Source organism: Streptomyces sp. NBC_00224, from assembly GCF_041435195.1.
GTDB lineage: Bacteria > Actinomycetota > Actinomycetes > Streptomycetales > Streptomycetaceae > Streptomyces.
Genome location: NZ_CP108106.1, coordinates 6,822,902 through 6,847,068 on the forward strand (window position 1 = coordinate 6,822,902; position 24,167 = coordinate 6,847,068).

The window sequence follows — 24,167 nt, forward strand, 5'->3', positions numbered from 1 at the left end:
GCGCGCGCGTGCGGGGCGTGCCCGCACATGACCAGCGGCCGCCCATGTACTAGAGTTATCTCGACATCGAGATATCTGCCGAGGCGCACCGCGGCCGCACGCCACCGTCACTGTGGCGGTAAGGGTGGCCTAACTTAGCCTTACCTTAGCGGATTGGCTATCCAGCGTGACGGCAGGATGCGGTGGAACGCGCACATATATGAAGGAGACTGTCGTGTCGGCGAACAGCTTCGACGCCCGCAGCACGCTGCAGGTGGGCGACGAGTCGTACGAGATCTTCAAGCTGGACAAGGTCGAGGGCTCCGCGCGCCTCCCTTACAGCCTGAAGGTCCTGCTGGAGAACCTGCTCCGTACCGAGGACGGCGCGAACATCACCGCCGACCACATCCGGGCGCTCGGCGGCTGGGACTCCCAGGCGCAGCCCAGCCAGGAGATCCAGTTCACGCCGGCCCGCGTGATCATGCAGGACTTCACCGGCGTGCCCTGCGTCGTCGACCTCGCCACCATGCGTGAGGCCGTCAAGGAGCTCGGCGGCGACCCGGCGAAGATCAACCCGCTGGCCCCGGCCGAGCTGGTCATCGACCACTCCGTGATCGCGGACAAGTTCGGCACGAAGGACTCCTTCGCGCAGAACGTCGAGCTGGAGTACGGCCGCAACAAGGAGCGCTACCAGTTCCTGCGCTGGGGCCAGACCGCGTTCGACGAGTTCAAGGTCGTCCCGCCGGGCACCGGCATCGTCCACCAGGTCAACATCGAGCACCTGGCCCGCACGGTCATGGTCCGCGGCGGTGTGGCCTACCCGGACACCCTGGTCGGCACCGACTCGCACACCACCATGGTCAACGGCCTCGGTGTGCTGGGCTGGGGCGTCGGCGGCATCGAGGCCGAGGCCGCGATGCTCGGCCAGCCGGTCTCGATGCTCATCCCGCGCGTCGTCGGCTTCAAGCTGACCGGCGAGCTGAACCCGGGCACCACCGCCACCGACCTGGTCCTCACGATCACCGAGATGCTGCGCAAGCACGGCGTCGTCGGCAAGTTCGTCGAGTTCTACGGTGAGGGCGTCGCCGCCACCTCGCTGGCCAACCGCGCCACCATCGGCAACATGTCGCCGGAGTTCGGCTCCACCGCCGCGATCTTCCCGATCGACGACGAGACCCTGAAGTACCTGCGCCTGACCGGCCGCGACGCCCAGCAGGTCGCGCTCGTCGAGGCGTACGCCAAGGAGCAGGGCCTCTGGCTCGACCCGGCCGCCGAGCCCGACTTCTCCGAGAAGCTGGAGCTCGACCTCTCCACGGTCGTGCCCTCCATCGCCGGCCCGAAGCGCCCGCAGGACCGCATCGTCCTGGCCAACGCCTCCCAGCAGTTCGCCCTGGACGTGCGCAACTACGTCGAGGACGACGACGAGGCGGGCAAGGAGTCCTTCCCGGCCTCCGACTCCCCGGCCTCCGCCAACGGCGTGCCGAGCCGCCCGACGCTGGTCACCCTGGCCGACGGCTCCTCGTTCGAGATCGACCACGGCGCCGTCACCGTCGCCGCGATCACCTCGTGCACCAACACCTCGAACCCGTACGTCATGGTCGCCGCGGCCCTCGTCGCGAAGAAGGCCGTGGACAAGGGCCTGACCCGCAAGCCGTGGGTCAAGACCACGCTGGCCCCGGGCTCGAAGGTCGTCACGGACTACTTCGACAAGGCCGGTCTGACGCCCTACCTCGACAAGATGGGCTTCAACCTGGTCGGCTACGGCTGCACCACCTGCATCGGCAACTCGGGCCCCCTCGACGAGGAGATCTCGAAGGCGATCAACGAGCACGACCTCGCGGTCACCTCGGTGCTCTCCGGCAACCGCAACTTCGAGGGCCGGATCAACCCCGACGTCAAGATGAACTACCTGGCGTCCCCGCCGCTGGTCGTCGCGTACGCCATCGCGGGCTCGATGAAGGTCGACATCACCACCGAGGCCATCGGCACGGACACCGACGGCAACCCGGTCTTCCTCAAGGACATCTGGCCGACCGAGGCCGAGGTCAACGACGTCGTGGCCAACGCCATCGGCGAGGACATGTTCAACAAGTCCTACCAGGACGTCTTCGCGGGTGACGCGCAGTGGCAGTCGCTGCCGATCCCGACGGGCAACACCTTCGAGTGGGACCCGCAGTCCACCTACGTCCGCAAGCCCCCTTACTTCGAGGGCATGCAGATGGAGACGACCCCGGTCACCGACATCTCCGGCGCCCGCGTCCTGGCCAAGCTGGGCGACTCGGTCACCACCGACCACATCTCCCCGGCCGGTGCGATCAAGGCCGACACCCCGGCCGGCAAGTACCTCACGGAGCACGGCGTCAACCGCCGTGACTTCAACTCCTACGGCTCGCGCCGTGGCAACCACGAGGTCATGATCCGCGGCACGTTCGCCAACATCCGCCTGCGCAACCAGATCGCGGAGGGCACGGAAGGCGGCTTCACCCGCGACTTCACGGTCGAGGGCGCCCCGGTCTCCTTCATCTACGACGCCTCCCAGAACTACCAGGCCGCCGGCATCCCGCTGGTCATCCTGGCGGGCAAGGAGTACGGCTCGGGCTCGTCCCGCGACTGGGCCGCCAAGGGCACGGCGCTGCTCGGCGTCAAGGCCGTCATCGCCGAGTCGTACGAGCGCATCCACCGCTCGAACCTCATCGGCATGGGCGTCCTCCCGCTCCAGTTCCCGGAGGGCGCCACGGCCGCCTCCCTCGGCCTGACCGGCGAGGAGACCTTCGCCTTCACCGGCGTGACCGTCCTGAACGACGGCACCACCCCGCGCACGGTGAAGGTCACCACGAACACGGGCGTGGACTTCGACGCGGTCGTCCGCATCGACACCCCCGGCGAGGCGGACTACTACCGCAACGGCGGCATCATGCAGTACGTGCTGCGGAACCTGATCCGTAACTAAGGATCTGGGTCTGTCAGCACGCGGAAGGGCCGCATCCCGGTGGGGTGCGGCCCTTCCGTATGTGAGACGCATATTGCTTCGGCGGTGTCCATAGCCGTAGCTGAGCTCCGGCTGGGCCCTGATGTGGTGCGATGGTTGGCGGATGCGATTCGGGAGGCTCCAAGGACTTCTACCCCGTCACTTCCGCAGCTTCCTCTACCAGCCGGACTTCAACGCATCCGCTTCCACGGCCACGGCACTCGACCGCCTCCCCGCTCCCGGAACGGGGAGGCGGCCTCGTCGTGATCAAGGAACCATTGTCGTTGAATTGCTGGAAACAAACCCCACGGGCCCTCTGGAGCTACAGCCCGTACTCCGCCCCACGTCGGCCAGTATCGAGGAAGGTGACCTTGCTATTCCCGCGAATGCCCCACCTCAAGGAATTGCCGATAAATGAGGTCGAGCAGTGCCGCGTATGCGTGCTGCGAGCGGGCGACGGCCTCGTCGCCACCCGATGCCACGCCACCGAGCCGATCGATTCGATGCATCAATGCTTGAAGCATCGAGAGGACATCAACCGGCGCCGGCTTGAAGATACCGCGTTCGACATACCGGATCACCGTCGTTACGTACTCGTCGGCTTCCGCCAGATCGCTGTGCGTCAGAATCAGGTCCTTGCTCGCCCCGCTCCGAGGGAACGGCAGATTGCGCCACAGGGTGTAGGCGTCCATGAAACTGAGCATTATGGTTTCCCCTGAGCCTAGTGAGTCTCGTCGTACCAGAAGGAAACGACTCGTCCGTCCGGGCCGACGATCCCGCCCATGCCCCCGTTGGGATCCGAATACTTCACACCCCACTTGCCGTCGTCGAATGGCATCCTCTTCGCGTTGTACCCCTTCTTGCCTCCCGGCTCGGCCAACCGCTTTGCCCAGTCAATCGAATCCTTCAAGTACTTCTCACGCGTGACGTTCAATGGTTCACCGTGCTTTTCCCAGTGGTATTGGAAGCTGGCCCCAGGATTTTCGAAGGTTCCCTCGTGCCAGCCCTCAGGGCATGGCCCTGAATTGTGCACCAATACCGGCGTGTCACCCGCCAGCACATAGTACGTGTGAAGGTCTTCGACGGTGAGGTTGTAGGTGCGCGCGTGTGTGCTGTAGGCACGGTTGGCCTGGACGCGGACGATGCTCTGGTCGCTGCTGAGGAGGCTCTTGCCCGGTGCGAGTTCGCCTGCCTTGAGCCAGCGGTGCCCTGACGGGTTCCAGAACGGATGCTCGTATGTGGCAGTGAGCTTCTGGGGCCCGCTGGCGGTTGCGAGGGTGAGTTCGTTGAGGTGCTTGTCGCTTTCGGTGATGATCAAGCGAGTAACTCTGCGTGGGGCGGTCTTGCCTGCGAGGGGATCGGTTGCGAGGACTTCGTCCCCTTCGCGGATTCCCTCGATGTTCTTGGTCGAACGGTCTGCCATCAGCACCTTGGTGCCGGCTAGGAAGCACCTGGTGCAGTCCGGGTATGGATTGGTATTTTTTCCTGGCTGGTGCTCGGTATCGTCAATGCGGCTCAGAATTTTAGCGACGAGCATTAGCTTGTTTTTGAAGGCGAGTTGCTGCGCCAGGTCGCCGCAGGCCCACAGGTCGTAGTCTGCGCAGCTCACCAGCGAGCCCATGTGAATGGCGTGGTTCGCGTACCCGTACAGCTTGTTCATGGCAGCCTCGAAGGCGGGTGCCCTGGCAAGGATCTCGCAGGCTACTTCGTTGTGCTGGCACCAGCGGCCGGGATTGTCGCGCGCTTCCTGGCAGTTGACGAATCCGCACCGGTATTGCTCCCGGGCTTGGGCCCCAAGGTCCTGCGCCGCGGCCTTCCTCCGAGCTTCCTCTTCGGCTCTAATCTTGGTTACGGCCGCGTTGAAGGCGTCCTTGGCTGCCTTGGCGGCAGTGCCAGCATCCTTGCCAGCGGCGGTCGCGGAGGCACGGGCATCGTCGGCGGCGGCCCAGGCCGAAGAGGCGGACAGATGCGCCGATGCTGCTGATATCTGTGCTTGGTCAGCAGAGCCAGCCGCTTCGGCGGCTGCCTGCTGGGCGTCGTTGGCGGCTAGGCGGGCGGTTCGTGCAGAGGCTGCGGCCTGGGCCGCGGAAGCCTCGGCTTCCCGGGCGGATTGGTCGGCTCGGGCGGCGTGGTCTTGGGCTTCGCGTTTCTTTGCCTCGGCTTCCTTGGCTGCTTGCTGGGCCTCGTTGGATGCGTTGCGTGCCCAGAAGGCGGCATAGCGCGCTTCGGCGGCGTTCTGCTGCGCGGTGGCAGCCACCTTGGCGGCTTCGGCGATCAGCTGCCGGACCTGCGAGACATGCGTCGCGGCGAGGAGATCTTGTTGCTGTGCCTTGTACTGACCGACTTCGATGAATGCGTGCAGTTGTCGGGCCGGACCTTCCAGAGCGATCCGGGCCTCCGCCTTGATCTGGGGGCCTCCGCTGTCGAACAGCTGAGCGGCGCGGACACGTTCGTCCTCGGTTCGGGCCGTGTATTGAGTGACGCTGATAAATTCTCGGTACTTGTCGATACTCGCCGAATTGAGTGCGGCCCGACCTGCCTCCGCCACTCCGCGGCTGCCCTTGTCGATGATCTGGGCGATGTGGACACGCAGGTCCGGAGCCGACACCTCGTACTGGCCGTGGGCCAGGAACGCGGTGATCTGTGCGGCGTCCCCCCTGAGGGCTGCCTCCGCGGCAGTGCGTACCGAGCTCAGAGGGCTTTCCGAGGCCAGTTCTTCGACACGGTCGCGGTCGTCTTGCTGTGCAGCTTCCAACCGGCCGCTGCGCACGTAGCCAGCGACTGCTTGGCTCGTGCCGGCGAGCGCCGACTCAGCGGCGGCCTGGCTCCACGGGGGGCCTGTCTTCAGAGTCAGCAGGGCGAGCCTGCGGCCCTTGGCTTCAGCGGAGGCAGGGTCCGGGCCGGGCTGGGACGCCTCGGTGGCCAGGCGTTCGGCCTCGACTTGGAGGTCCTTGCGCTGCTGGGCTGCCTTGGTCTTGTTCCTCTGGTCGAGCTCGTCCTTGGCTTTCAGGTCCTGGGCGCGCGCGATGCTCTCGTTCGTACGAGTGGTGAGGGCTTCTGCTTCGACCTGGCGAGCCAGGTCATGGGTGGACTGGGCCTTGGCGGCAGCGCTGCTCGCCGCGTCTGCCGCTTCGGTGGCGGCTTTGGCGCGGGCTTCGGACTGGGTCGCGGCAGTATCGGCCTCACCCGCATGGGTGGCTGCGTTGTCGGCGGCCTCGGCTGCCTTCTCCGCGTGTCCGGCGGCGGAATTGGCCGCATCCCGGGATTGGCCCGCGGCGGTCGCCGCCTTCCGTGCCAGGGCTTCGGCCGCGAGGGCCGCGCGGTTCGCTTCCCTGGCGTGCCTGCGAGCTGCGGCTGCGGCCTCGCGAGCCTCGGCGGAGCGGCTGTCCGCCTGGTCGACGTAGCTGCTGGCCTCCTCGGCGGCCGTGGCGGCATCGTTGGCGTTGCCACCGGCGCTCAGGGCAGCGAGCGCGGCATCCCCTGCGGCGGACGCCGCGACACTAGCTTGGTTGGCGGCGTCGGCGGCCAGATGAGCACCCTTGGCGGCGGTCCGCGCCCCCTCAGCCGCCTGACGCGCCGTCGAAGCCTTGGTCTTGTCCGAGGCGGCCGCGGCGGCTGCACTCTGGGCTCTGGACGCTGCCTGGGCAGCACCGGCGGCGGCAGCTGCGGCCTGCGAAGCCGCATTGGCCGCGATTCGGGCGGAGTTGTTGGCGGCGCGGGCCGCGTCGATCGCCTGCTGGGCAGCGGTCGCAGCCTGGTTGGCCGCCGTGGCCGCTTCCTTTGCCTTCGCGGCCGCTGTGTCGGCGTCGTTCTTGGCGAGCGCGGTCTCGGCGGCGGCCTTTTCGGCGTCCTTCTTTGCCTGCTTCGATGCGGTGACAGCACGTGCCGACGCATCCTTGGCGGCCTCCGTCTCCGCTGCGGCCTGTCGGCCTGCCTCCCGGGCCTGGATGGCGAGTTGGGCGACTGTGGCGTGTTCCTGGTCACGTGACCGTGCCACGTATTGGCCGACTTGGAGGAACTCCCGGATGTCGTCCGGCGTTCCGTTCAGCGCGATTCGGCCTGCGGCCACCACATTGGATCCGCCGGTGCTCAGAATCTGCGCCAGCTCGATGCGATCGTCCTGATCGCGCTGGGTGTACTGACCCTGTTCCAGGAACGTGTTGACGTCCTCGGCGGTACCGCTGAGGGCTTTGCGACCGGCCTCTTGGACTCCTCGCCCACCCGCGCTGATGACCTGGGCCACCCGGACCCGCTGGTCCTGTTCGAGAGGGGCTTTCCAGCCATCTTTCAGAAAGGACTTGAGCTCCTCGGGGGTGCCTCCGAGGGCCTTGAGAGCTGCGTCTTGAACTCCGCGACCGCCCACATTGATGAGCTGGCCGGTTGCGACTCGGTTGTCCGCGAACTCTTCCTTGTCTTTGACCTGTTCAAGGAAGTACTTGACGTCTGATTCGCTGCCGAGCAGGGCAGCTTCCGCTGCGGCCTTCATTCCGGTTCCGCCGGTCTTCCACAGCTCCAGGACCTGTCCGCGAGCCGTGGGAGTGATGGATCCGGAGTCTGATTCGGCGGCGACTGGTTCTGCGGCTCTGGCCGGATCTGACCCCAAGAGGCCGGACAGGAGGATTGTGCACAACAGACTCAAGCACAGCGCGTGTATCGCGCGAGGTGCCTTCCAAGTGGAGTCCTTCAAACGGGCTCTTCGTTTCAAAGCGGCACTCATCTCGCTGACTGGCAAGGCCAGTTGCCGCATTTCGGCGTCGAGAGCATATCCGGTGTCTTTACTGTGCCTTCACAGAGTCATGGTCGCTGACGGAGCGAAGGGTCAAGGTTGGCTCGAAAGCCTCGGTAGGTGCATCACGCAGTGGGAGTGCGGCAGCTTCTGATATTGCACGGCGGTAGGGACCCTGTGAAGTTCCTGTGAAGCAGGTCACGTTGACACTCTGCGGCTGTCGTCGGATATTTTGAGTCGGGGATCTATTTTTCATTAGTTGTGCGTGGGGGGACGCAACTTGCAGTCACCCATGCCCGGAAGGATGTCGGTGACTTCTCTCATCCGTAAGCTGATCATGGCCGGAAGTGCCACTGTCCTGGCGGTCATCGTCGGCGTTCCTGCTCTGGCCTCGGCTGCATCCAGCTCTGTTCCTGCGGCGACATCTGGTGTCACAGATCTGCCGCCTATCGGGGTTGAGGACTTCGCGTACCCCGGGGCGACCGGGATCGAAGCTGAAAAGAAGATCACGCTGATCAAGGGGGACGGTCACATTGTGCTGGCCGACTCGTGCGACGGCTCACCCCAGCAAATCAAGGTGTGGACCCGGAACAACGACGGCAAGGACGTTTGCTTCCGCGCCATCGGTAAGTCGGGGTACCTGACGATGAAGATCGCTGAAGTCTGGGCTGTGGAGACTGGAGACCATCCGGTTACCGCCGACCTCACGGCCGATGGCGGCAAGACCCATCAGAGCGTGGACGTAGGGCCCGGTCGCTTCAAGGCTGTGGGTGAGGCGAGCGGTTCTCAGCCGGCTGCGCTACTCGAACTGCGAGTGACTGGCTGAAGATCACTGTGGGCTGACGTCCAGTGATTGCCGGGGCGTAAAAGGTAGAGATTGGCCAGGATTCTACGGCTGGTGGCAGACCGTAGAGTTGAGCGCTCGACGAGAAAGATGAGAATGACTAACAGGCGTTCGCGTTGGGCTTGGGTAACCGGCCTTGCGACTACTGCTGTTGTTGCCGGAACTATCGCAAGTTCCCCTGCTGGGGCGGTGGTTGGCGCTGCGGTTAGCGACGGCGCGTACTCGTTCGCAGTCAAGATCCATATCGGCGAAGGCCAGCGGACCTGCTCTGGCGCGCTCGTGGACCCCCAGTGGGTACTGACTGCCGCGAGCTGCTTTGCCGACAACCCTCAGCAAGGGTTCGACATTCCTGCTGGGGCACCCAAGTTGCAGGCTCGGGTCACCCAGTCGGGTGGCAGTCTGGACAAGCTCGCCCTGCTTCGAAGCAGGGAGATCACCGAGCTGGTTCCTGCCAAGGGCCGCGACTTGGTCATGGCCAAAGTGAAGACGGGCTTCGCTCTGCCGCCGGGCCGCATACCGACTGGTTTCGAGCCTGCTTTCCCAGAAGCTGTCCCGATCCAGGTCGCTGTTCCGGGCCCGGCTGCAGGTGAGGAATTGCGCGTCGTCGGGTTCGGACGAACGAGGGACGAGTGGGTCCCGGACAGGCCCCACAGCGGATCGTTCGTTGTCGGGGCAGTTGGAGACGCCAGCTTTGGTATCGACAAGAAGGCCGAGTCGGATGCAAGCCTGTGTAAGGGCGACGCGGGTGCTCCCGTCTTCCGGGAGAAGGGCAATAAGGTCGAGCTGGTCGGAATCAACAGCCGTTCCTGGCAGGGGGGGTGCTTCGGGGAGTCCGAGACCCGCACTGCCGCGTTCGAAACCCGCCTTGACGACGTCAACAGCTGGATCCAGAAGACCCGGCTGCCGGCGAAGCCCCCGGTGCTCAGCCCTCTGACCACAACTGCGGACTTCAACGGTGATGGCCGGACGGACGTCGCTGCCGTCCTTGGAGACGGTTCGCTGAGTGTCTTCTATGCCAATAGCAATGCGAACCTCGAGTACGGGCGCTTGCTGAGGGCGTATGACCCCAACTGGGGCGCGATGAAGAGGATCGTGGGCGGCGACTTCAACGGTGACGGTCGGGCCGACGTCGCTGCCGTGGCTGAAGACGGCACGCTGAGGCTGTACGCGGGCAAGCCGGACGGCGGCCTTGCTGATGGCAAGCAGATGTGGTCGGACCAGACGTGGAAGTCCGCGCTGCAACTCGCCCGCTACAAGGCCGACGGCTCGGGCCGGGATGGCCTCCTGGCTGTTAGGGGTGATGGCGTGCTTGCGTCATATTCGGCGAGTGCGGACGGAGTGCTCAGCCTTCAGAAGAATGGCATGTGGCGGGACAACAGCTGGCAGACCATGAAGCAGGTGACCACCGGCGACTTCAACGGGGATGGTCGCGACGACATCGCAGCCATTGCGAGTGACGGTGAACTGCGTGGCTATAACGGAAACGCCAAGGGCTTGTTCGACGATGGCATTGTCATGTGGCGGGACAAGTCGTGGGCGGGCGCCAACGCCGTTCTCGGCGGAGACGTCAACGGCGATGGCAAGTTCGACCTAGTGGGACTGTGGACCGGTTCACAGGCGCTGAGGCTCTACAAGGGCAATGGCAAGTCTGCCTTCGCGGACGCCGTGGCCATGTGGCCGCAGGCTTCCTGATATCGGCACTCGCCGAGTCATAAGGGAATGGGCCGTACTCCGGGAGGGAGTACGGCCCATTCGCGTGTCTCAAGACCTCACTGTGGTCCCGGGATCAGAACAGCAGGCGGTAGGTGTTCCAGCCGCCGTTGCCGATCTTCACGCGGGACTTGTACGGGGAGGACGCGTTGCCCGTGCCCGAGTAGCGCCACAGGGAGCCGTCGTTGCCGCGGGCGATCAGGTCCGTCTTGCCGTCGTAGTCGACGTCGCCGGTGGAGATGAGGGTGTTGTACGTGTCCCACCCTCCACCGATCTTGGTGCGGCCCTCGAACGGGGCCTTGTAGTTGCCCGTTCCCTTGTAGAGCCACAGGTTGCCCGAGCCGTCGCGAGCGACGATGTCGGCCTTGCCGTCGCCGGTCAGGTCGCCGTTACCCGCGATCTGGTTGTACTGGCCCCAGCCGCCGCCGACCTTGTAGCGCGAGGTCAGCTTGCCGTCGCCGTAGCCGAGGTAGATGTACAGGTTGCCGCTGCCGTCCCGGGCGAGCAGGTCGCCCGCTCCGGCGCCGCCGAGGTTGCCCACGGACCAGATGTGGTTGTAGGTGTTCCAGCCGCCGCCGACGGTGAACTCGCCGATGTCCCACATGAAGTAGCGGAGGTAGCCGTCGGCGCTGCGGTACCAGACGCCGTCCGAGTGGCCGTCGCCGTTGTGGTCGACCTGGGTGAGGTCCTTCTCGTTGCTCCAGTTCTCACCGGACTTCACGCGGTCGCTGAGACCACCCTTGCCGTCGGGCGCGTAGCTGTACAGGTAGCCGTTGCTGGCGAAGCCGTACAGCGCGTTCCGAGTCGTGTCCGCGACCGCGGACGAGCGCAGGCCGGCCGGCGCGTGCGCCTTGGCGGCCCCGTCCTTGGCGGACTTGGCGGGGTTCTCGGCGGCAACGGCGGAAGCGCCCGTCGCGACGAGCGCGGCGGTGATCGCCGCGGCGGCGAGGCGCGAGGCTATGCGTCCGCGCGTACGGCCAGAAGTCTTGGCCACGTATTTCTCCATGGAGTTGTTGAGACATGGCGCGCCTCACGAGGTGCGGCTCGCCACAGGATCAACGAGATCGTTTCACGGCTTTCTCACATCTTCCAAACAAGTTTGTGCGGGAATCGTCACGTCCGGTTGGCGACGCGTCCTCGGACGCCGAAGGGCCGCACCGCCGAAGCGGTACGGCCCTTCGTCACGTCAGACGTGGGGTACTGCGGGTCGATCAGAAGAACAGCCGGTAGGTGTTCCAGCCGCTCGTGCCGATCTTCGTGCGGCCCTGGAACGGGGACGCGGCGTTGCCGGTGCCCTTGTACAGGTACAGCGCGCCCGAACCGTCGCGGCCGATGAGGTCGGCCTTGCCGTCCAGGTCGATGTCGCCCGCGGCGAAGATCGAGTTGTAGGTGTTCCACCCACCACCGATCTTGGTGCGGCCCTCGAACGGCGCCTTGTAGTTGCCGGTGCCCTTGTAGAGCCACAGCGTGCCGTCGCCGCCGCGCGCCACGATGTCGGCCTTGCCGTCGCCGGTCAGGTCGCCGTTGCCCGCGATCTGGGTGTACTGGCCCCAGCCGCCGCCGACCGTGTAGCGGGACGTCATCTTGCCGGTGCCGTAGCCCAGGTACAGGTACAGCGTGCCCGAGGAGTCGCGGCCGAGCAGGTCACCGGCACCGGCGCCGCCCAGGTTGCCCGGGGAGAGCAGGGTGTTGTACGTGTTCCAGCCGCCACCCACGGTCGACGGGTTGGAACCGTCGCTCGGCGCGTAGTACAGGTTGCCGTTGTAGTCGGCCTCCCAGGCGCCGTCCGCCAGGTTGTCGGCGTCCTGGTCGACCTGGCCGACCCACTTGAAGGCCCAGCCCGTGTTGCCCGGGAAGTCCACGCGGGACTCAAGGCCGCCGTTGCCGTCCGGCGCGTAGTAATAGACGGTGTTCGACTTGTCGATGCCGTACAGGCCGAACACCGGAGCGTCGCCCACGTTGGACGCCTGCGCGCTCGTCAGGGCGCCCTTGGCCGGCTTGGCCGCCGGAGCCTTGAACGGCTTCGCCGAGGGGTTGTCGGCGGCGAACGCGGAGGCGCCCGTGCCGACGAGGGCGGCGGTAACCGCCGCGGCAGCGAGACGGGAAGCTATCCGTCCACGCTTACGGCCAGAGATCTTGGCCACGTATGTCTCCATTGGTCGTGATTGAGACGTGGTGCGGCTCGGGTGTCGAGTCGCGTCACGAGTTCAGCGGAATCGTTTCACGACTCCTTTACCTGTCAACCCGCTTAGCGACAAACGGGATCAAGACAACAGCTATTTCTCGCCCCCTGTTCACCTGCTGTGTCCCGAAAACACCCAAAAGGGCCGCATTCCTCGACGGGAATGCGGCCCTCCGGTTTATGCCGTGGCGCCGTGCTGCGCGCGGAGGCGTCAGAACAGCAGTCGGTACGTGTTCCAGCCGCCGTTGCCTATCTTGACGCGCGGCTTGTACGGGGACGCGGCGTTGCCCGTGCCCTTGTACAGCCACAGCGCGCCCGCGGCGTCGCGCCCGAGCAGGTCGGTGGTGCCGTCGAGGTCCACGTCGCCCGAGGAGACGAGGGCGTTGTAGGTGTTCCAGCCGCCACCGATCTTGGTGCGGCCCTCGAAGGGTGCCTTGTAGTTGCCGGTGCCCTTGTAGAGCCACAGCGTGCCGTCGCCGCCGCGCGCCACGATGTCGGCCTTGCCGTCACCCGTGAGGTCGCCGTTGCCCGCGAGCGCCGTGTACTGGCCCCAGCCGCCGCCCACCAGGTAGCGGGACGTGAGCTTGCCGGTGCCGTAGCCCAGGTAGAGGTACAGGTTGCCCGAGGAGTCGCGGCCCAGCAGGTCGCCGGCGCCCGCGCCGCCCAGGTTGCCCGGGGACAGCAGGGTGTTGTAGGTGTTCCAGCCGCCGCCGACGGTGGTGTTCTCAAGCTCGACGTACGGCTCGTACGTCATCGTGCCCTTGGTGTCCCACTTCCAGAGGCCGTCCGCGACGCCGTCGGCGTCGTTGTCGACCTGGGCGCCGTTCTTCAGACCGCCCTGGCCCTCGTCGAGCTGCATCTTGGGCGAGAAGCCGCCCTCGAAGTCCGGCAGATAGGCGTAGCTGTTGCCGGAGCGGTCCACGCCGATCAGCGGGAAGACCGGGTAGGCGCCGTTGGGGTCGTCCGCCTTCGTGACGCCGTGCTTGGCGCCCTTCGCCGCGGCGTGCGCGGCGGCCTTGGCGGCGGCGGCCTTCACCGACGCCTTGGCGGACGGGGTCGGGTTGTCGGCCGCGAACGCGGAGGCGCCGGTGCCGACGAGGGCGGCGGCAGCCGCCACGGCAGCGAGACGGAGGGCGGCTCTCCGCCCGCGCGTACGGCCAGAAGTCTTGGCCACGTATCTCTCCATAGAGTCGATGAGCCATGACGCGGCACCGGGCATCCCTGCGAACCGTGCGCCGGACACGTCACGCGATCATCGAGATCCTTACACAACTCCTTTACCTGTCAACCTGTTTGAGTGCGGAACAGCGACAGAGGGCGGACGCGGGGGCAACGGAAAGGGCCGCACCCTCTTCCGGGAGTGCGGCCCTTTGCGCAGTGGATCAAGACATCAGAAGAACAGGCGGTACGTGTTCCAGCCGCTCGTCCCGATGTTCTTGCGCCCGGCGAACGGCGCCGCCGCGTTGCCCGTGCCCGAGTAGCGCCACAGGGAGCCGTCGTTGCCGCGCGCGATGAGGTCGGTCCTGCCGTCCAGGTCCAGGTCGCCCATCGAGAACAGGGCGTTGTACGTGTTCCAGCCGCCACCGATCTTGGTGCGGCCCTCGAAGGGCGCCTTGTAGTTGCCGGTGCCCTTGTAGAGCCACAGCGTGCCCGAGCCGTCGCGGGCGACGATGTCGTTCTTGCCGTCGCCGGTCAGGTCGCCGTTGCCCGCGATCTGGTTGTACGTGTTCCAGCCGCCGCCGACCTTGTAGCGGCTCGCCACCTTGCCGGTGCCGTAGCCCAGGTACACGTACAGGTCGCCGGTGGTGTCACGGGCGAGCAGGTCGCCGGCCGCGGCGCCGCCCAGGTTGCCGGGGGAGACGAGCAGGTTGTACGTGTTCCAGCCGCCGCCCACGGTCCACGGCTCGGTGGCGTCGTCCGCGGCGTAGTACATCGTGCCGTTCTTGTCCCACTCCCACCAGCCGTCGGCGTACCCGTCGGCGTCGTGGTCGACCTGGGTCGTCCACTTGATGGGGTCCCAGCCCGTGTCGATCTTGGCGCGCGGGCTGAGGGCGCCGCCGCCGTCGCGGATGTAGCCGTACAGCGTGTTGGCGCGGTCCGCGGCGAACAGGTCGAACTGGGGGGCCTCGGGGCTGGGCGCCGAGGTCATCGCGCCGGACCGGGCGAGCGACGGCGCCGACGCCGCCGGGGTGGCGGCGGCGAACGGCTTCGGCGGGTTGACCGCGGCGACCGCGGTCGCACCGGTGCCGACGAGGGCGGCGGCGGCCACGGCGGCGCCGAGCCGGGCGGCTATCCGGCTCCGCTTGCTGCCGGAAATCCCAGAAGTCTCAGACATTCCGGAAGTCCCGGACATCCCAGAAGTCCCGGAGGTCCCGGAATCCTTGGCCAGATTCTTGGCCACGTAGTTCTCCATGATCCATGAGGCTCAGATGCGACGTGGCGCGCCTCAGCAGACGAGACGCGCCACGGGTTTCACCGGAATCTTGCCATGACTCCTTTACATGTCAATCGGCTTGAGGTAAAAGCGGCCAACTCGATATGCCCGCCCGCCCGCTGGGGCCGTCAGCGCAGCAGCTCGGCCTCCGCCAGCGTCGCCGGTCCGCCCGTCGGCACCAGCCGGTAGTGCCCGTACGAGCCGGGCCGGGCCACGCCGAACACCCGGGTCTGCTTGTCCCAGGCGAACGACTCACCGGAACGCTTGTCCAGATCGACCCACTTCGTCCCATCCGAAGACCCTTGGAGGACCCACCCCTTGGGGGCCTTCGCCCGGTCCGAGGACGTCAGGGTGTACTGCACCGCACGCGTGGACGACGCCACCGGCAGCTCGACGGAGTCGAACGTGCCCGCTGTCGCCGAGGTGTCGTCGAACAGCGGGCCGCTGCCCGAGATCGCGTCGGCCGGCGGCGTGGGCACCTTGTCGTCGTGCGTGATCGACACCGGCGCCGCCTTCTCGCCCGTGCCCCAGGCCGACGGCCTCGGCCCCATCGAGAAGTCCAGCGTGCCGCCCCGGGCCAGCAGGGAGTGGGGGAGCGCGGTGGAGTTCCAGGCCTTGCCGTTCACCTTGAGCGACTGGACGTAGAGGTTGCGGGAGCTGTTCTTGGGGGCCTTGACCACGAGGTCGCGGCCGTTCTCCAGGTGCACGGTGGCCTTGGTGAACTGGGGTGAGCCGATGGCGTACTCGCCGCTGCCCATGACCAGCGGATAGAACCCGAGCGCGGAGAACAGGTACCAGGCCGACTGCTCGCCGTTGTCCTCGTCGCCGTGGTAGCCCTGGCCGATCTCGCTGCCCGTGTAGAGGCGGTTCATGACCTCGCGGACCTTCTCCTGCGTCTTCCAGGGCTGCCCGGCCGCGTCGTACATGTACGTCACGTGGTGGCCGACCTGGTTGGAGTGGCCGTACATGCCCATCCGGACGTCACGCGCCTCCGTCATCTCGTGGATGACGCTGCCGTACGAACCGGCGAAGTCGGGCGAGGCCGTCTCCGGCGTCGCGAAGAACGCGTCGAGCTTCTTCGCCAGACCGGCGCGCCCGCCGTAGAGGTTGGCGAGGCCGCGCGAGTCCTGCGGGGCGGTGAACGCGTAGCCCCAGCCGTTGGTCTCGGTGTAGTCGTACCCCCAGACCCGCGGGTCGTACGTGTCGCTCGGCACCCGCCGGTCGCCCTTGGCGTCGCGGCCCTGGAAGAAGCCGGGCGCACCGGCCCCGGCGCTCGCCGCCTTCGGGTCGAAGAGCTTCACGTAGTTCCGGGCGCGGCCCAGGAAGTACGCCGACTCCTCCTTGTAGCGGGACTTGCCGGTCTTCTTGTGGAGCGCCTCGCCCATCTTCGCCAGGCCGTAGTCGTTGAGGTAGCCCTCAAGGGACCAGGACAGGCCCTCGTGCGTGGAGGTCGGGGTGTACCCGAGGAAGGGCGAGGTGTCCATGCCCTTGCGGCCGACCCCCGCGGCCGGCGGAGCGACGGTCGCGTTCTTCAGCGCGGCCTCGTAGGCGGCCTCGCCGTCGAACTTCACGCCCTTCACATACGCGTCGGCGAACGCCACGTCCGAGCTGGTCCCGGTCATCAGGTCCGCGTAGCCGGGCGAGGACCACCGTGAGATCCAGCCGCCGTCCTTGTACTGCTGGACGAATCCGTCGACCATCTCACCGGCCCGCGCCGGGGTGAGCAGCGAGTACGCGGGCCAGGTCGTCCGGTAGGTGTCCCAGAAGCCGTTGTTGACGTACACCTTGCCGTCGACGATCTTCGCGCCGGTGTGCGTCGGGGTGTCCTGGCCGGTCCCCGGGGTGAAGGGGCTGGCGTACTGGTTCTTGGAACCGACCTTCTCGAAGCCGGAGTTCGGGTAGAGGTAGAGCCGGTAGAGCGAGGAGTAGAGGGTCGTCAGCTGGTCGTGGCTCGCGCCCTCGACCTCGACCCGGCCCAGGATCTTGTCCCACGCCTGGCGCGCCCGGTCCCGTACGCGCTCGAAGGACGTGCCCGCCGGGATCTCCGCGGCGAGGTTCGCCTTCGCCTGGTCCACACTGATGAGTGAAGTGGCGAGGCGCAGGGTGACCGTGCGGTCCTTGCCGGGGCTGAGGCGCAGATAGCCGGTGACGTCCGCGCCGCCGCCCCCGGGCAGCTTGCCGCCCGCGGTGGCCGGAGCGTCGAAGACGCCGTACACGAAGAGCCGGGTGGCGCCCTCCGAGAGGCCGCTCTTGACGTCGGAGTAGCCGGTGAAGGAGGAGGCCGCCGGGTCCAGGGTGAGGCCGCCGTTGTTGTTGACGTTGTCGAGGAGCACGCTCGCGTCGTCACCGGGATAGGTGAACCGCATGGTCGCGGCGTGGTCGGTGGGTGCCATCTCGGCCTTGAGGCCGTTCTCGAAGGTGACGCCGTAGTAGTAGGGCTTCGCGGTCTCGTTCTCGTGCCGGAACGGCAGCGCGCGTGCGGTGCGCGAGGCGTCCGGGGTGCCGGCGGCCGCCGACGGCATCAGCTGGAAGGTCTGCCGGTCGCCCATCCAGGGGCTCGGCTCGTGGCTGGCCGAGAAGGCCTGGAGGGTGGGCAGGTTGTCCGCGTTGTTGCGCCGCGCGTAGTCGTACAGCCAGTCCTGCGAGCCCGCGTTGGTCACCGGGGTCCAGAAGTTGAACCCGTTGGGGACGGCCGTCGCCGGGAAGGTGTTGCCGCGCGAGAAGGAGCCGCTGGAGTTGGTTCCCCGGGTGGTGAGCGCGTAGTCGGCGAGGTGGGCGAGGCGCTTCTCCGGCTTCTTCGGGGCGAGCGCGAGGTCGTCGATCCAGCCCTGGAACTTCGCCGGGCCCCTGGGCGAGTCGTACGCCACCAGGATCCGGTCGGCCGTCTTGCCTGCGGCCACCGCCCCGATGCGCGAGGACACCTGGTTCCACTGGTTGACGTAGAGCGTCTTCGCCGCGCCCTGGCCCTGCGGGGTGAGCGCACCGCCGTGCGAGTCGACCGCCTTCAGGTCGCTCAGATAGGTGCCGTCGGTGAAGGCGAGGTCCACCGACACGTTCGTGGCGGGGTAGCCGAGGTCGGTCTCCGGCATCGACGGGAAGATCTTGTAGTCCAACACGGTGTCCCGGTCGATCCGGGTGTCCACGTCGAAGATCTTGTTGTACGAGTAGGCCCGCCCGTCCGCCTTGTGCGTACCGGCGTAACGCAGGGCCCTCTTTCCGGTGAATCCGGCGTTGGCCTTGGCGGTGGGTGAACCACCGGGTCCACGGTCCGGCAGCGTCCGCATGTCCTGTGGGGTCGGGGTGCTGGTGTCCCCGTTCGAGAACTGCACATCGGCCAGCTGGGTGATGTCGGCTCCGCCGTTGCGGGTGATCTCCAGACGGTAGTGCGCGTACGCCGCGGCGCCCGCGAAGTCGTACGTCTTGGTCTGGAAGCGCGAGGTGAACGTTTCACCCGAGCGGGTGTCCAGCGTCGTCCAGGTGCTGCCGTCCGTCGAGCCCTTCAGCGTCCAGTCCTTGGGGTCGCGGGGCGCCGCGTCATTGGCCGAGGTCAGCGCGTAGGTGACGACCTTGACCGGGCTTTCGAGATCGAATTCCAGCCAGGCGGTCGGCTGGAAGGCGAGCCATTTGGTGCTCGGCTGGCCGTCGACGAGGTTCTCCTTCACCTCGCCCGAGCCGTCGTTCTCGGCGCTCGCCCGCAGCGCCGTCACCTTGTCGGTGACATTGCCCGGTATGCCGCTGGTGAATCCGCCGTCGACGCCCGAGGCGCGTTTCTTCCCGTCCGGGCCCGTGTCCACGGTGTCGCGCCAGTCCGGCTGCGGCTGGCCGGTTTCGAACGAGGTACGGAACGCCTGGCCGCCGGAGGCGGGTTGCGCCGAGGCCACCTGGGCCGACGCGGCCCACTGGGCCGTCACCACGAGCATGAAGGAGGCCGCCGCGAGGGCGGCCGCCGGCCCTTGTCGGAGCCGGGATCTGGGCAGCATACGGGGCCTTTCCATTGGCGGGCGCATGACACGGCGACGCCCGGCCGAGGCCCGTGCGCACCGGTCATACGATCTGGACAACGTTGTCAGAGAGAAAATGCAGGATCCAGTAGGAAGGCAAGTCGTAGGTGGTGTCAAGGGTGTTGAGGGGGAATGGCCTGGGCGTTCCGGCGCGCCGCGGGAGTGTCGCGGGGGTCCGGCCCACCGCGCTCCGCCATCAGATATCCAAGAGGTCTCAACTCGGGAAAGGATGCCGTCCAACCATGCTTTCGATCTTGCTCAGTTGACGGAAAGTGGACTATACCTGTCGGCGTCCGCTCCGCCGGGAAACCGGCGGGCTCGGGGGACGGGGGACGTCGGGGAAGCAACGGCACGTCATCCTCCGCAAAACCGGCGTATCCGCTGCGTACCCTGCACTACCCAAGCTTCAGCACAACTGACCGCGGTGGCGGGGCCCTTCGCCTGCAGGCGATTTGGTACGGGCGACCGGTACACCGCCTGAGTCCTGGAGAAGGCGAGGACTTGAGCATGGGATCCACCTCCGCCCACGACAGCAATGAGGGCCTGGGCCGTCGCGATCTGATCAAGCGGTCCGCGGCGCTCGGTCTGATCACCGTTCCGGCGATGGGCTTCCTGTCCGCCTGTGCGAGCGGCGACAGCGGCAGCGACAAGAAGGTCGAGAAGGGCACCAAGTCCGACAAGAACCCGCTCGCGGTGAATGAGTCGGCCCCTCTCGACGTCGTCATCTTCGACGGCGGTTTCGGCACCAAGTACGCCACCGACGCGAACGCCGTCTATGAGAAGGCGTTCCCGAAGGCGAAGATCAGTTTCCACAAGACCCAGAAGATCCAGTCGGAGCTCCAGCCCAAGTTCAACGGCGGCACCCCGCCGGACCTGATCGACAACTCGGGCGCCGAGCAGATGGACATGGGCGTCCTGGTCGGAAAGAGCCAGCTCACCGATCTGACCCCGCTCCTGGACGCGCCGTCCATCGACGACCCGAGCAAGAAGGTCCGCGACACGCTGCGGCCCGGCATCGTCGAGATGGGCCAGTTCGACGGCGACCCGGTGTGGATCTTCTACTACGCGTACACGGTCTACGGCGTCTGGTACTCGCAGACCGCGCTCGACAAGCTCGACGCGAAGTACCCGGAGACCTGGGACGAGATGCTCGCCCTGTGCGCGAAGGCCAAGAAGCAGGGCATCGCGGGCTGGACGTACCCGGGCAAGTACCCGTACTACCTGCCGTTCTCGCTCTACCCGTTCATCGCCAAGATCGGCGGCAAGGAGGTCCTCGACTCCATCGACAACCTGGAGCCGAAGGCCTGGGAGCACCCGGCCGTCAAGGCCGCGTTCGAGGCGTACTACGAGCTCTTCAAGAAGGGCTACATCCTCCAGGGCACCCCGGGCATGACCCACATCCAGTCGCAGACCGCCTGGACCAAGGGGCAGGCGCTGTTCATCCCGAACGGCTCCTGGGTGGAGAACGAGGCCGCTCCCACCACGCCCAAGGACTTCAAGATGATGGTGGGCGCGCCCTCCAGCCTGGACGGCAGCGACAAGATGCCGTTCGGCACCATCTGGGCGTCCGGCGGCGAGCCGTTCATCGTCCCGGCGAAGGCGAAGAACCCGACCGGCGGCATGGAGCAGCTGCGCATCATGCTCAGCGAGGCCTCCTCGAAGAACTTCACCACCCAGGTGAAGTCGCTCTCCGCCTTCAACGGCGGCACCGACGGCCTGTCCCTGTCGACGGCCCTGCAGTCCGGTGTCGACGCGCTGAAGAAGGCCGGCACCAACGTCGTCAACCCGCGGCTCCAGGACTGGTACGTAAAGCTCCAGAAGGAGCAGATCGGTGTCGCCGGTCTCGGTGAGATGATGGCGGGCCGCGCCACCCCGGCCGAAACCATCAAGAAGATCCAGGGTTACGCCGACAAGGCCGCCCAGGACCAGAACATCAAGCACTACAAGCACAAGAAGTAGCGGCAGTGGTCAAGCGTCACCAGCGGCGGCACCCGCTAGAAGATCGGGGTCGGTAACCATGCAACACGGCAAGTACCGGTTCATCGTGGGATTTCTGGCACTCCCACTGGCGTTGTACTCACTCTTCGTCATCTGGCCGTTCATCCAGTCCATCTACTACTCGTTCACGGACTGGACCGGTCTGAGCCCGGACTTCAAGATGGTCGGCTTCGACAACTACAAGCGGATGTTCGACGACGACATCTTCTGGAAGTCGTTGCAGCACAGTCTGCTGTTCGTCCTGCTGCTGCCGCTGGTGACGCTGGGGCTCGCGCTGTTCTTCGCCTTCATGCTCAATGTCGGGGGGCGGCGCCGAAAGGGCGCCGCCATTACCGGAGTGCGCGGCTCCGGATTCTATAAAATCGCGTACTTCTTTCCGCAGGTGCTCTCGATCGCGATCGTCGCCCTGCTCTTCCAGTTCGCGTACAACCCCAACAACGGCGTGATCAACTCCGCGCTCAAGGGGGTCGGCCTGGGAAGCGTCCAGCCGAACTGGCTCGGCGACCCGGATCTGGCGCTGTACTGCGTGATGGCCGTGCTCGTCTGGTCCACCGTCGGATTCTTCGTCGTCCTGTTCTCGGCCGGAATGGCGTCGATCCCCAGGGACTTCTACGAGGCGGCGCTGCTCGACGGGGCCAGCCGCTTCACCACGTTCTTCAGGATCACGCTGCCACTGCTCTGGGACACCGTGCAGTCCGGCTGGGTCTACATGGGCATCCTCGCCCTCGGCGCCGAGGCGTTCGCCTCCGTGCAGATCATGACGGTGGGCCCGGGCGGCCCCGACTACTCGACCACGGTCCTGCCGCTCTACGTCTATCAGTCGGCGTTCCGCGACGGTCAGGCCGGATACGCGACCACGATCGGTGTCGCGCTGCTCGTCGTCACGCTGCTGTTCGCGGCGGTCGTGATGCGACTGGGCCGGCGCGAGCGGCTGGAGTTCTCATGACCACTGACACCTCGACCGCCGACCTCGCCGAGGAGCGCCCGCCCGTGGCCAAACAGGCGGCACCCGCGAAGAAGGAGAAGAAGAGCGAGGGCGTGGTCCTCAACGTCTTCTCGCACGGCGTGCTCATCCTCTGGGCGTTCATGGTCGTCATCCCGCTGCTCTGGGCGGTCATGGCGTCCTTCAAGGACGACAACTCGATCCTGTCCACGCCCTGGGCGCTCCCGGACAAGCTGCACTTCGACAACTGGTCGCGGGCCTGGACCCAGGCCCATATGAGCGACTACTTCGTCAACACCATCCTGGTGGTGGGCGGCTCGCTCATCGGCACGCTGCTGCTCGGCTCGATGGCCGCGTACGTACTGGCGCGCTTCGACTTCCCCGGGAACCGGTTCATCTACTACCTGTTCATCGGCGGGATGAGCTTCCCGATCATGCTGGCCCTGGTGCCGCTGTTCTACGTGATGAACAACCTGAGCCTGCTGAACACGACCCACGGCCTGATCCTGGTCTACATCGCGTACTCGCTGCCGTTCACGGTCTTCTTCCTCACCTCGTTCTTCCGGACGCTCCCCACCTCGGTCGCCGAGGCGGCGATGATCGACGGCGCCTCCCACACCCGTACCTTCTTCCAGGTGATGCTGCCGATGGCCCGTCCGGGTCTGATCAGCGTGGGCATCTTCAACTTCCTGGGGCAGTGGAACCAGTACATGCTGCCGACGGTCCTCAACACGGACCCGGACAAGCGGGTGCTCTCCCAGGGCCTGGTCGAGCTCGCGACCAGCCAGGGGTACAAGGGCGACTGGTCCGGCCTCATGGCGGGCCTGGTGATGGCGATGCTGCCGGTGCTCGCCGCGTACATCGTCTTCCAGCGCCAGGTCGTCGCGGGACTCACCGCGGGAGCGCTCAAATAGCGGTACGTCACGCTCCGTATCCACCACGGGACCGCCCGTCGGCGACACGCCGACGGGCGGTCCCGTGCTATGTCCCACTGCTCAGGTCTTGACGGGAGACAACCCGAAAGGCTCAGCTTAGAGTTCACATGTTGGAGATAGGGCGGGGCCTCAAAGCTGCGGCCTCGTGCGGGGGCGGCCGTCGTGCCGCCTGCCTACGGCAGGAGTGGATGAGTCGATGGAGACTCCGGGGTCGCAGACGTCATTGCACCGGGCCAATCTGGAGCGGGTCGTACGCGCGGTGCGCATGGCGGGCTCGCTCACCCAGGCCGAGATCGCCAGGACCACGGGGCTCTCCGCGGCCACGGTCTCCAACATCGTTCGTGAACTGAAGGAAGCCGGAACCGTCGAGGTCACGCCCACCTCGGCGGGCGGCCGCCGGGCCCGCAGCGTCTCGCTCAGCGGCTCCGCGGGCATCGTCATCGGCGTCGACTTCGGCCACACCCATCTGCGCGTCGCGGTCGGCAACCTGGCCCACCAGGTGCTCGCCGAGGAGGCCGAGCCGCTCGACGTCGACGCCTCCTCCGCACAGGGCTTCGGCAGGGCGGAACAGCTGGTCACACGGCTGATCGCGGCCACCGGCATCGGCCCGGACAAGGTCATCGGGGTGGGTCTGGGCGTGCCCGGACCCATCGACATGGAGTCCGGAACGCTGGGCTCCACGGCCATCCTGCCGGGCTGGACCGGCATCAACCCCCGCGAGGAGCTCTCCGGGCGCCTGGGCGTGCCGGTGTACGTCGACAACGACGCCAACCTGGGCGCCCTGGGCGAGCTGGTGTGGGGCAGCGGGCGCGGGGTCAAGGACCTGGCGTACATCAAGGTGGCGAGCGGTGTCGGCGCCGGTCTGGTGATCGACGGGCAGATCTACCGGGGCCCGGGCGGCACGGCCGGCGAGATCGGGCACATCACCCTGGACGAGTCGGGCCCGGTGTGCCGCTGCGGCAACCGGGGCTGCCTGGAGACCTTCACGGCCGCCCGGTACGTGCTGCCGCTGCTCCAGTCCAGCCACGGGGCCGATCTGACCATGGAACGGGTGGTCCAGCTGGCCCGCGAGGGCGACCCGGGGTGCCGCCGGGTCATCGCGGACGTGGGACGCCACATCGGCAGCGGTGTCGCCAACCTCTGCAATCTGCTCAACCCCAGCCGGGTGGTGCTCGGCGGCGATCTGGCGGAGGCCGGGGAGCTGGTCCTGGGGCCCATCAGGGACTCCGTGTCGCGGTACGCCATCCCCAGTGCGGCGCGCCAGCTTTCGGTCCTTCCGGGCGCCCTGGGCGGCCGCGCCGAGGTGCTCGGCGCGCTGGCTCTGGTACTGAGTGAAATGGGCGATTCGACCCTGTTGGAGAGCGCTCTCCCTGCTGGGGCTCCTGCCTTCACTTAGATAACGGATGGCACCGTTGTCATCTCGTTAAGGATTTACTCCTTGACGGTG

General features: G+C 66.8%; 14 protein-coding genes. 7 read left to right on the forward strand and 7 right to left on the reverse strand.

The window, feature by feature from the left end; translation table 11 throughout:
• Window positions 1-199: 199 nt before the first annotated feature.
• Window positions 200-2,929, forward strand: coding sequence for an aconitate hydratase AcnA (gene acnA / locus OG965_RS30485; protein WP_371655246.1), 2,730 nt, complete (start codon window positions 200-202; stop codon window positions 2,927-2,929).
• A 392-nt stretch (window positions 2,930-3,321) separates the two neighbouring features.
• On the opposite strand, the gene OG965_RS30490 is transcribed toward acnA, so the two are convergent.
• Window positions 3,322-3,639 carry a hypothetical protein gene (locus OG965_RS30490; protein WP_371655247.1) on the reverse strand — a complete coding sequence of 106 codons (318 nt, stop codon included), beginning with the start codon at window positions 3,637-3,639 and terminating at the stop codon, window positions 3,322-3,324.
• A gap of 29 nt (window positions 3,640-3,668) precedes the next feature.
• Window positions 3,669-7,634 carry a polymorphic toxin-type HINT domain-containing protein gene (locus OG965_RS30495; RefSeq protein WP_371657105.1) on the reverse strand — a complete coding sequence of 1,322 codons (3,966 nt, stop codon included), beginning with the start codon at window positions 7,632-7,634 and terminating at the stop codon, window positions 3,669-3,671.
• Between the two features lie 349 nt (window positions 7,635-7,983).
• Between OG965_RS30495 and OG965_RS30500 the strand changes: the two genes are divergently transcribed.
• Both OG965_RS30500 and OG965_RS30505 read left to right on the forward strand, forming a co-directional pair.
• A complete protein-coding gene (locus OG965_RS30500; protein ID WP_371655248.1) occupies window positions 7,984-8,499 on the forward strand; it encodes a hypothetical protein in 516 nt (171 codons plus the stop codon).
• Window positions 8,500-8,706: 207 nt separating this feature from the next.
• Complete coding sequence (locus OG965_RS30505; protein ID WP_371655249.1) at window positions 8,707-10,209, forward strand: FG-GAP-like repeat-containing protein; 1,503 nt, start codon at window positions 8,707-8,709, stop codon at window positions 10,207-10,209.
• Between the two features lie 94 nt (window positions 10,210-10,303).
• Here OG965_RS30505 and OG965_RS30510 read toward each other — a convergent pair whose 3' ends face one another.
• The 5 genes from OG965_RS30510 to OG965_RS30530 all read right to left on the reverse strand — a co-directional run bounded on the left by OG965_RS30510 (window position 10,304) and on the right by OG965_RS30530 (window position 18,823).
• The gene (locus tag OG965_RS30510; RefSeq protein ID WP_371655250.1) at window positions 10,304-11,221 is read right to left on the reverse strand and encodes an FG-GAP repeat domain-containing protein; all 918 of its coding nucleotides are present in this window, start codon (window positions 11,219-11,221) and stop codon (window positions 10,304-10,306) included.
• A 217-nt stretch (window positions 11,222-11,438) separates the two neighbouring features.
• Window positions 11,439-12,371, reverse strand: a complete 933-nt coding sequence (locus OG965_RS30515; protein ID WP_371655251.1) for an FG-GAP repeat domain-containing protein — start codon at window positions 12,369-12,371, stop codon at window positions 11,439-11,441.
• 249 nt (window positions 12,372-12,620) lie between these two features.
• Entirely contained in the window at window positions 12,621-13,583 is a 963-nt protein-coding gene (locus OG965_RS30520) for an FG-GAP repeat domain-containing protein (RefSeq protein WP_371655252.1), read from the reverse strand.
• Window positions 13,584-13,799: 216 nt separating this feature from the next.
• On the reverse strand, window positions 13,800-14,744 hold the full coding sequence (locus OG965_RS30525) for an FG-GAP repeat domain-containing protein (RefSeq protein WP_371655253.1): 945 nt from the start codon (window positions 14,742-14,744) through the stop codon (window positions 13,800-13,802).
• Window positions 14,745-14,971: 227 nt separating this feature from the next.
• Window positions 14,972-18,823: a GH92 family glycosyl hydrolase gene (locus OG965_RS30530; protein ID WP_371655254.1), complete on the reverse strand. Its 3,852-nt coding sequence runs from the start codon at window positions 18,821-18,823 to the stop codon at window positions 14,972-14,974.
• Window positions 18,824-19,351: 528 nt separating this feature from the next.
• Here OG965_RS30530 and ngcE point away from each other — a divergent pair.
• The 4 genes from ngcE (at window position 19,352) to OG965_RS30550 (ending at window position 24,116) form a co-directional block, all read left to right on the forward strand.
• Entirely contained in the window at window positions 19,352-20,803 is a 1,452-nt protein-coding gene (gene ngcE / locus OG965_RS30535; protein WP_371655255.1) for an N-acetylglucosamine/diacetylchitobiose ABC transporter substrate-binding protein, read from the forward strand.
• 58 nt (window positions 20,804-20,861) lie between these two features.
• Window positions 20,862-21,788: a carbohydrate ABC transporter permease gene (locus OG965_RS30540; RefSeq protein WP_371655256.1), complete on the forward strand. Its 927-nt coding sequence runs from the start codon at window positions 20,862-20,864 to the stop codon at window positions 21,786-21,788.
• Window positions 21,785-22,699 carry a carbohydrate ABC transporter permease gene (locus tag OG965_RS30545; RefSeq protein WP_371655257.1) on the forward strand — a complete coding sequence of 305 codons (915 nt, stop codon included), beginning with the start codon at window positions 21,785-21,787 and terminating at the stop codon, window positions 22,697-22,699. Before OG965_RS30540 ends, OG965_RS30545 begins: the two co-directional genes overlap by 4 nt.
• Window positions 22,700-22,916: 217 nt before the next feature.
• Window positions 22,917-24,116: an ROK family protein gene (locus tag OG965_RS30550; protein ID WP_371655258.1), complete on the forward strand. Its 1,200-nt coding sequence runs from the start codon at window positions 22,917-22,919 to the stop codon at window positions 24,114-24,116.
• Window positions 24,117-24,167: the final 51 nt, after the last annotated feature.

Excerpts from the sequence above, each read along its gene's own strand:
- OG965_RS30540 (WP_371655256.1), top strand. The coding sequence starts at position 20,862 with ATGCAACACGGCAAGTACCGGTTCATCGTGGGATTTCTGGCACTCCCA.
- OG965_RS30530 (WP_371655254.1), bottom strand. The coding sequence starts at position 18,823 with ATGCTGCCCAGATCCCGGCTCCGACAAGGGCCGGCGGCCGCCCTCGCG.
- OG965_RS30550 (WP_371655258.1), top strand. The coding sequence starts at position 22,917 with ATGGAGACTCCGGGGTCGCAGACGTCATTGCACCGGGCCAATCTGGAG.
- OG965_RS30490 (WP_371655247.1), bottom strand. The coding sequence starts at position 3,639 with ATGGACGCCTACACCCTGTGGCGCAATCTGCCGTTCCCTCGGAGCGGG.
- OG965_RS30525 (WP_371655253.1), bottom strand. The coding sequence starts at position 14,744 with ATGTCTGAGACTTCTGGGATTTCCGGCAGCAAGCGGAGCCGGATAGCC.
- ngcE (WP_371655255.1), top strand. The coding sequence starts at position 19,352 with ATGGGATCCACCTCCGCCCACGACAGCAATGAGGGCCTGGGCCGTCGC.
- acnA (WP_371655246.1), top strand. The coding sequence starts at position 200 with ATGAAGGAGACTGTCGTGTCGGCGAACAGCTTCGACGCCCGCAGCACG.
- OG965_RS30545 (WP_371655257.1), top strand. The coding sequence starts at position 21,785 with ATGACCACTGACACCTCGACCGCCGACCTCGCCGAGGAGCGCCCGCCC.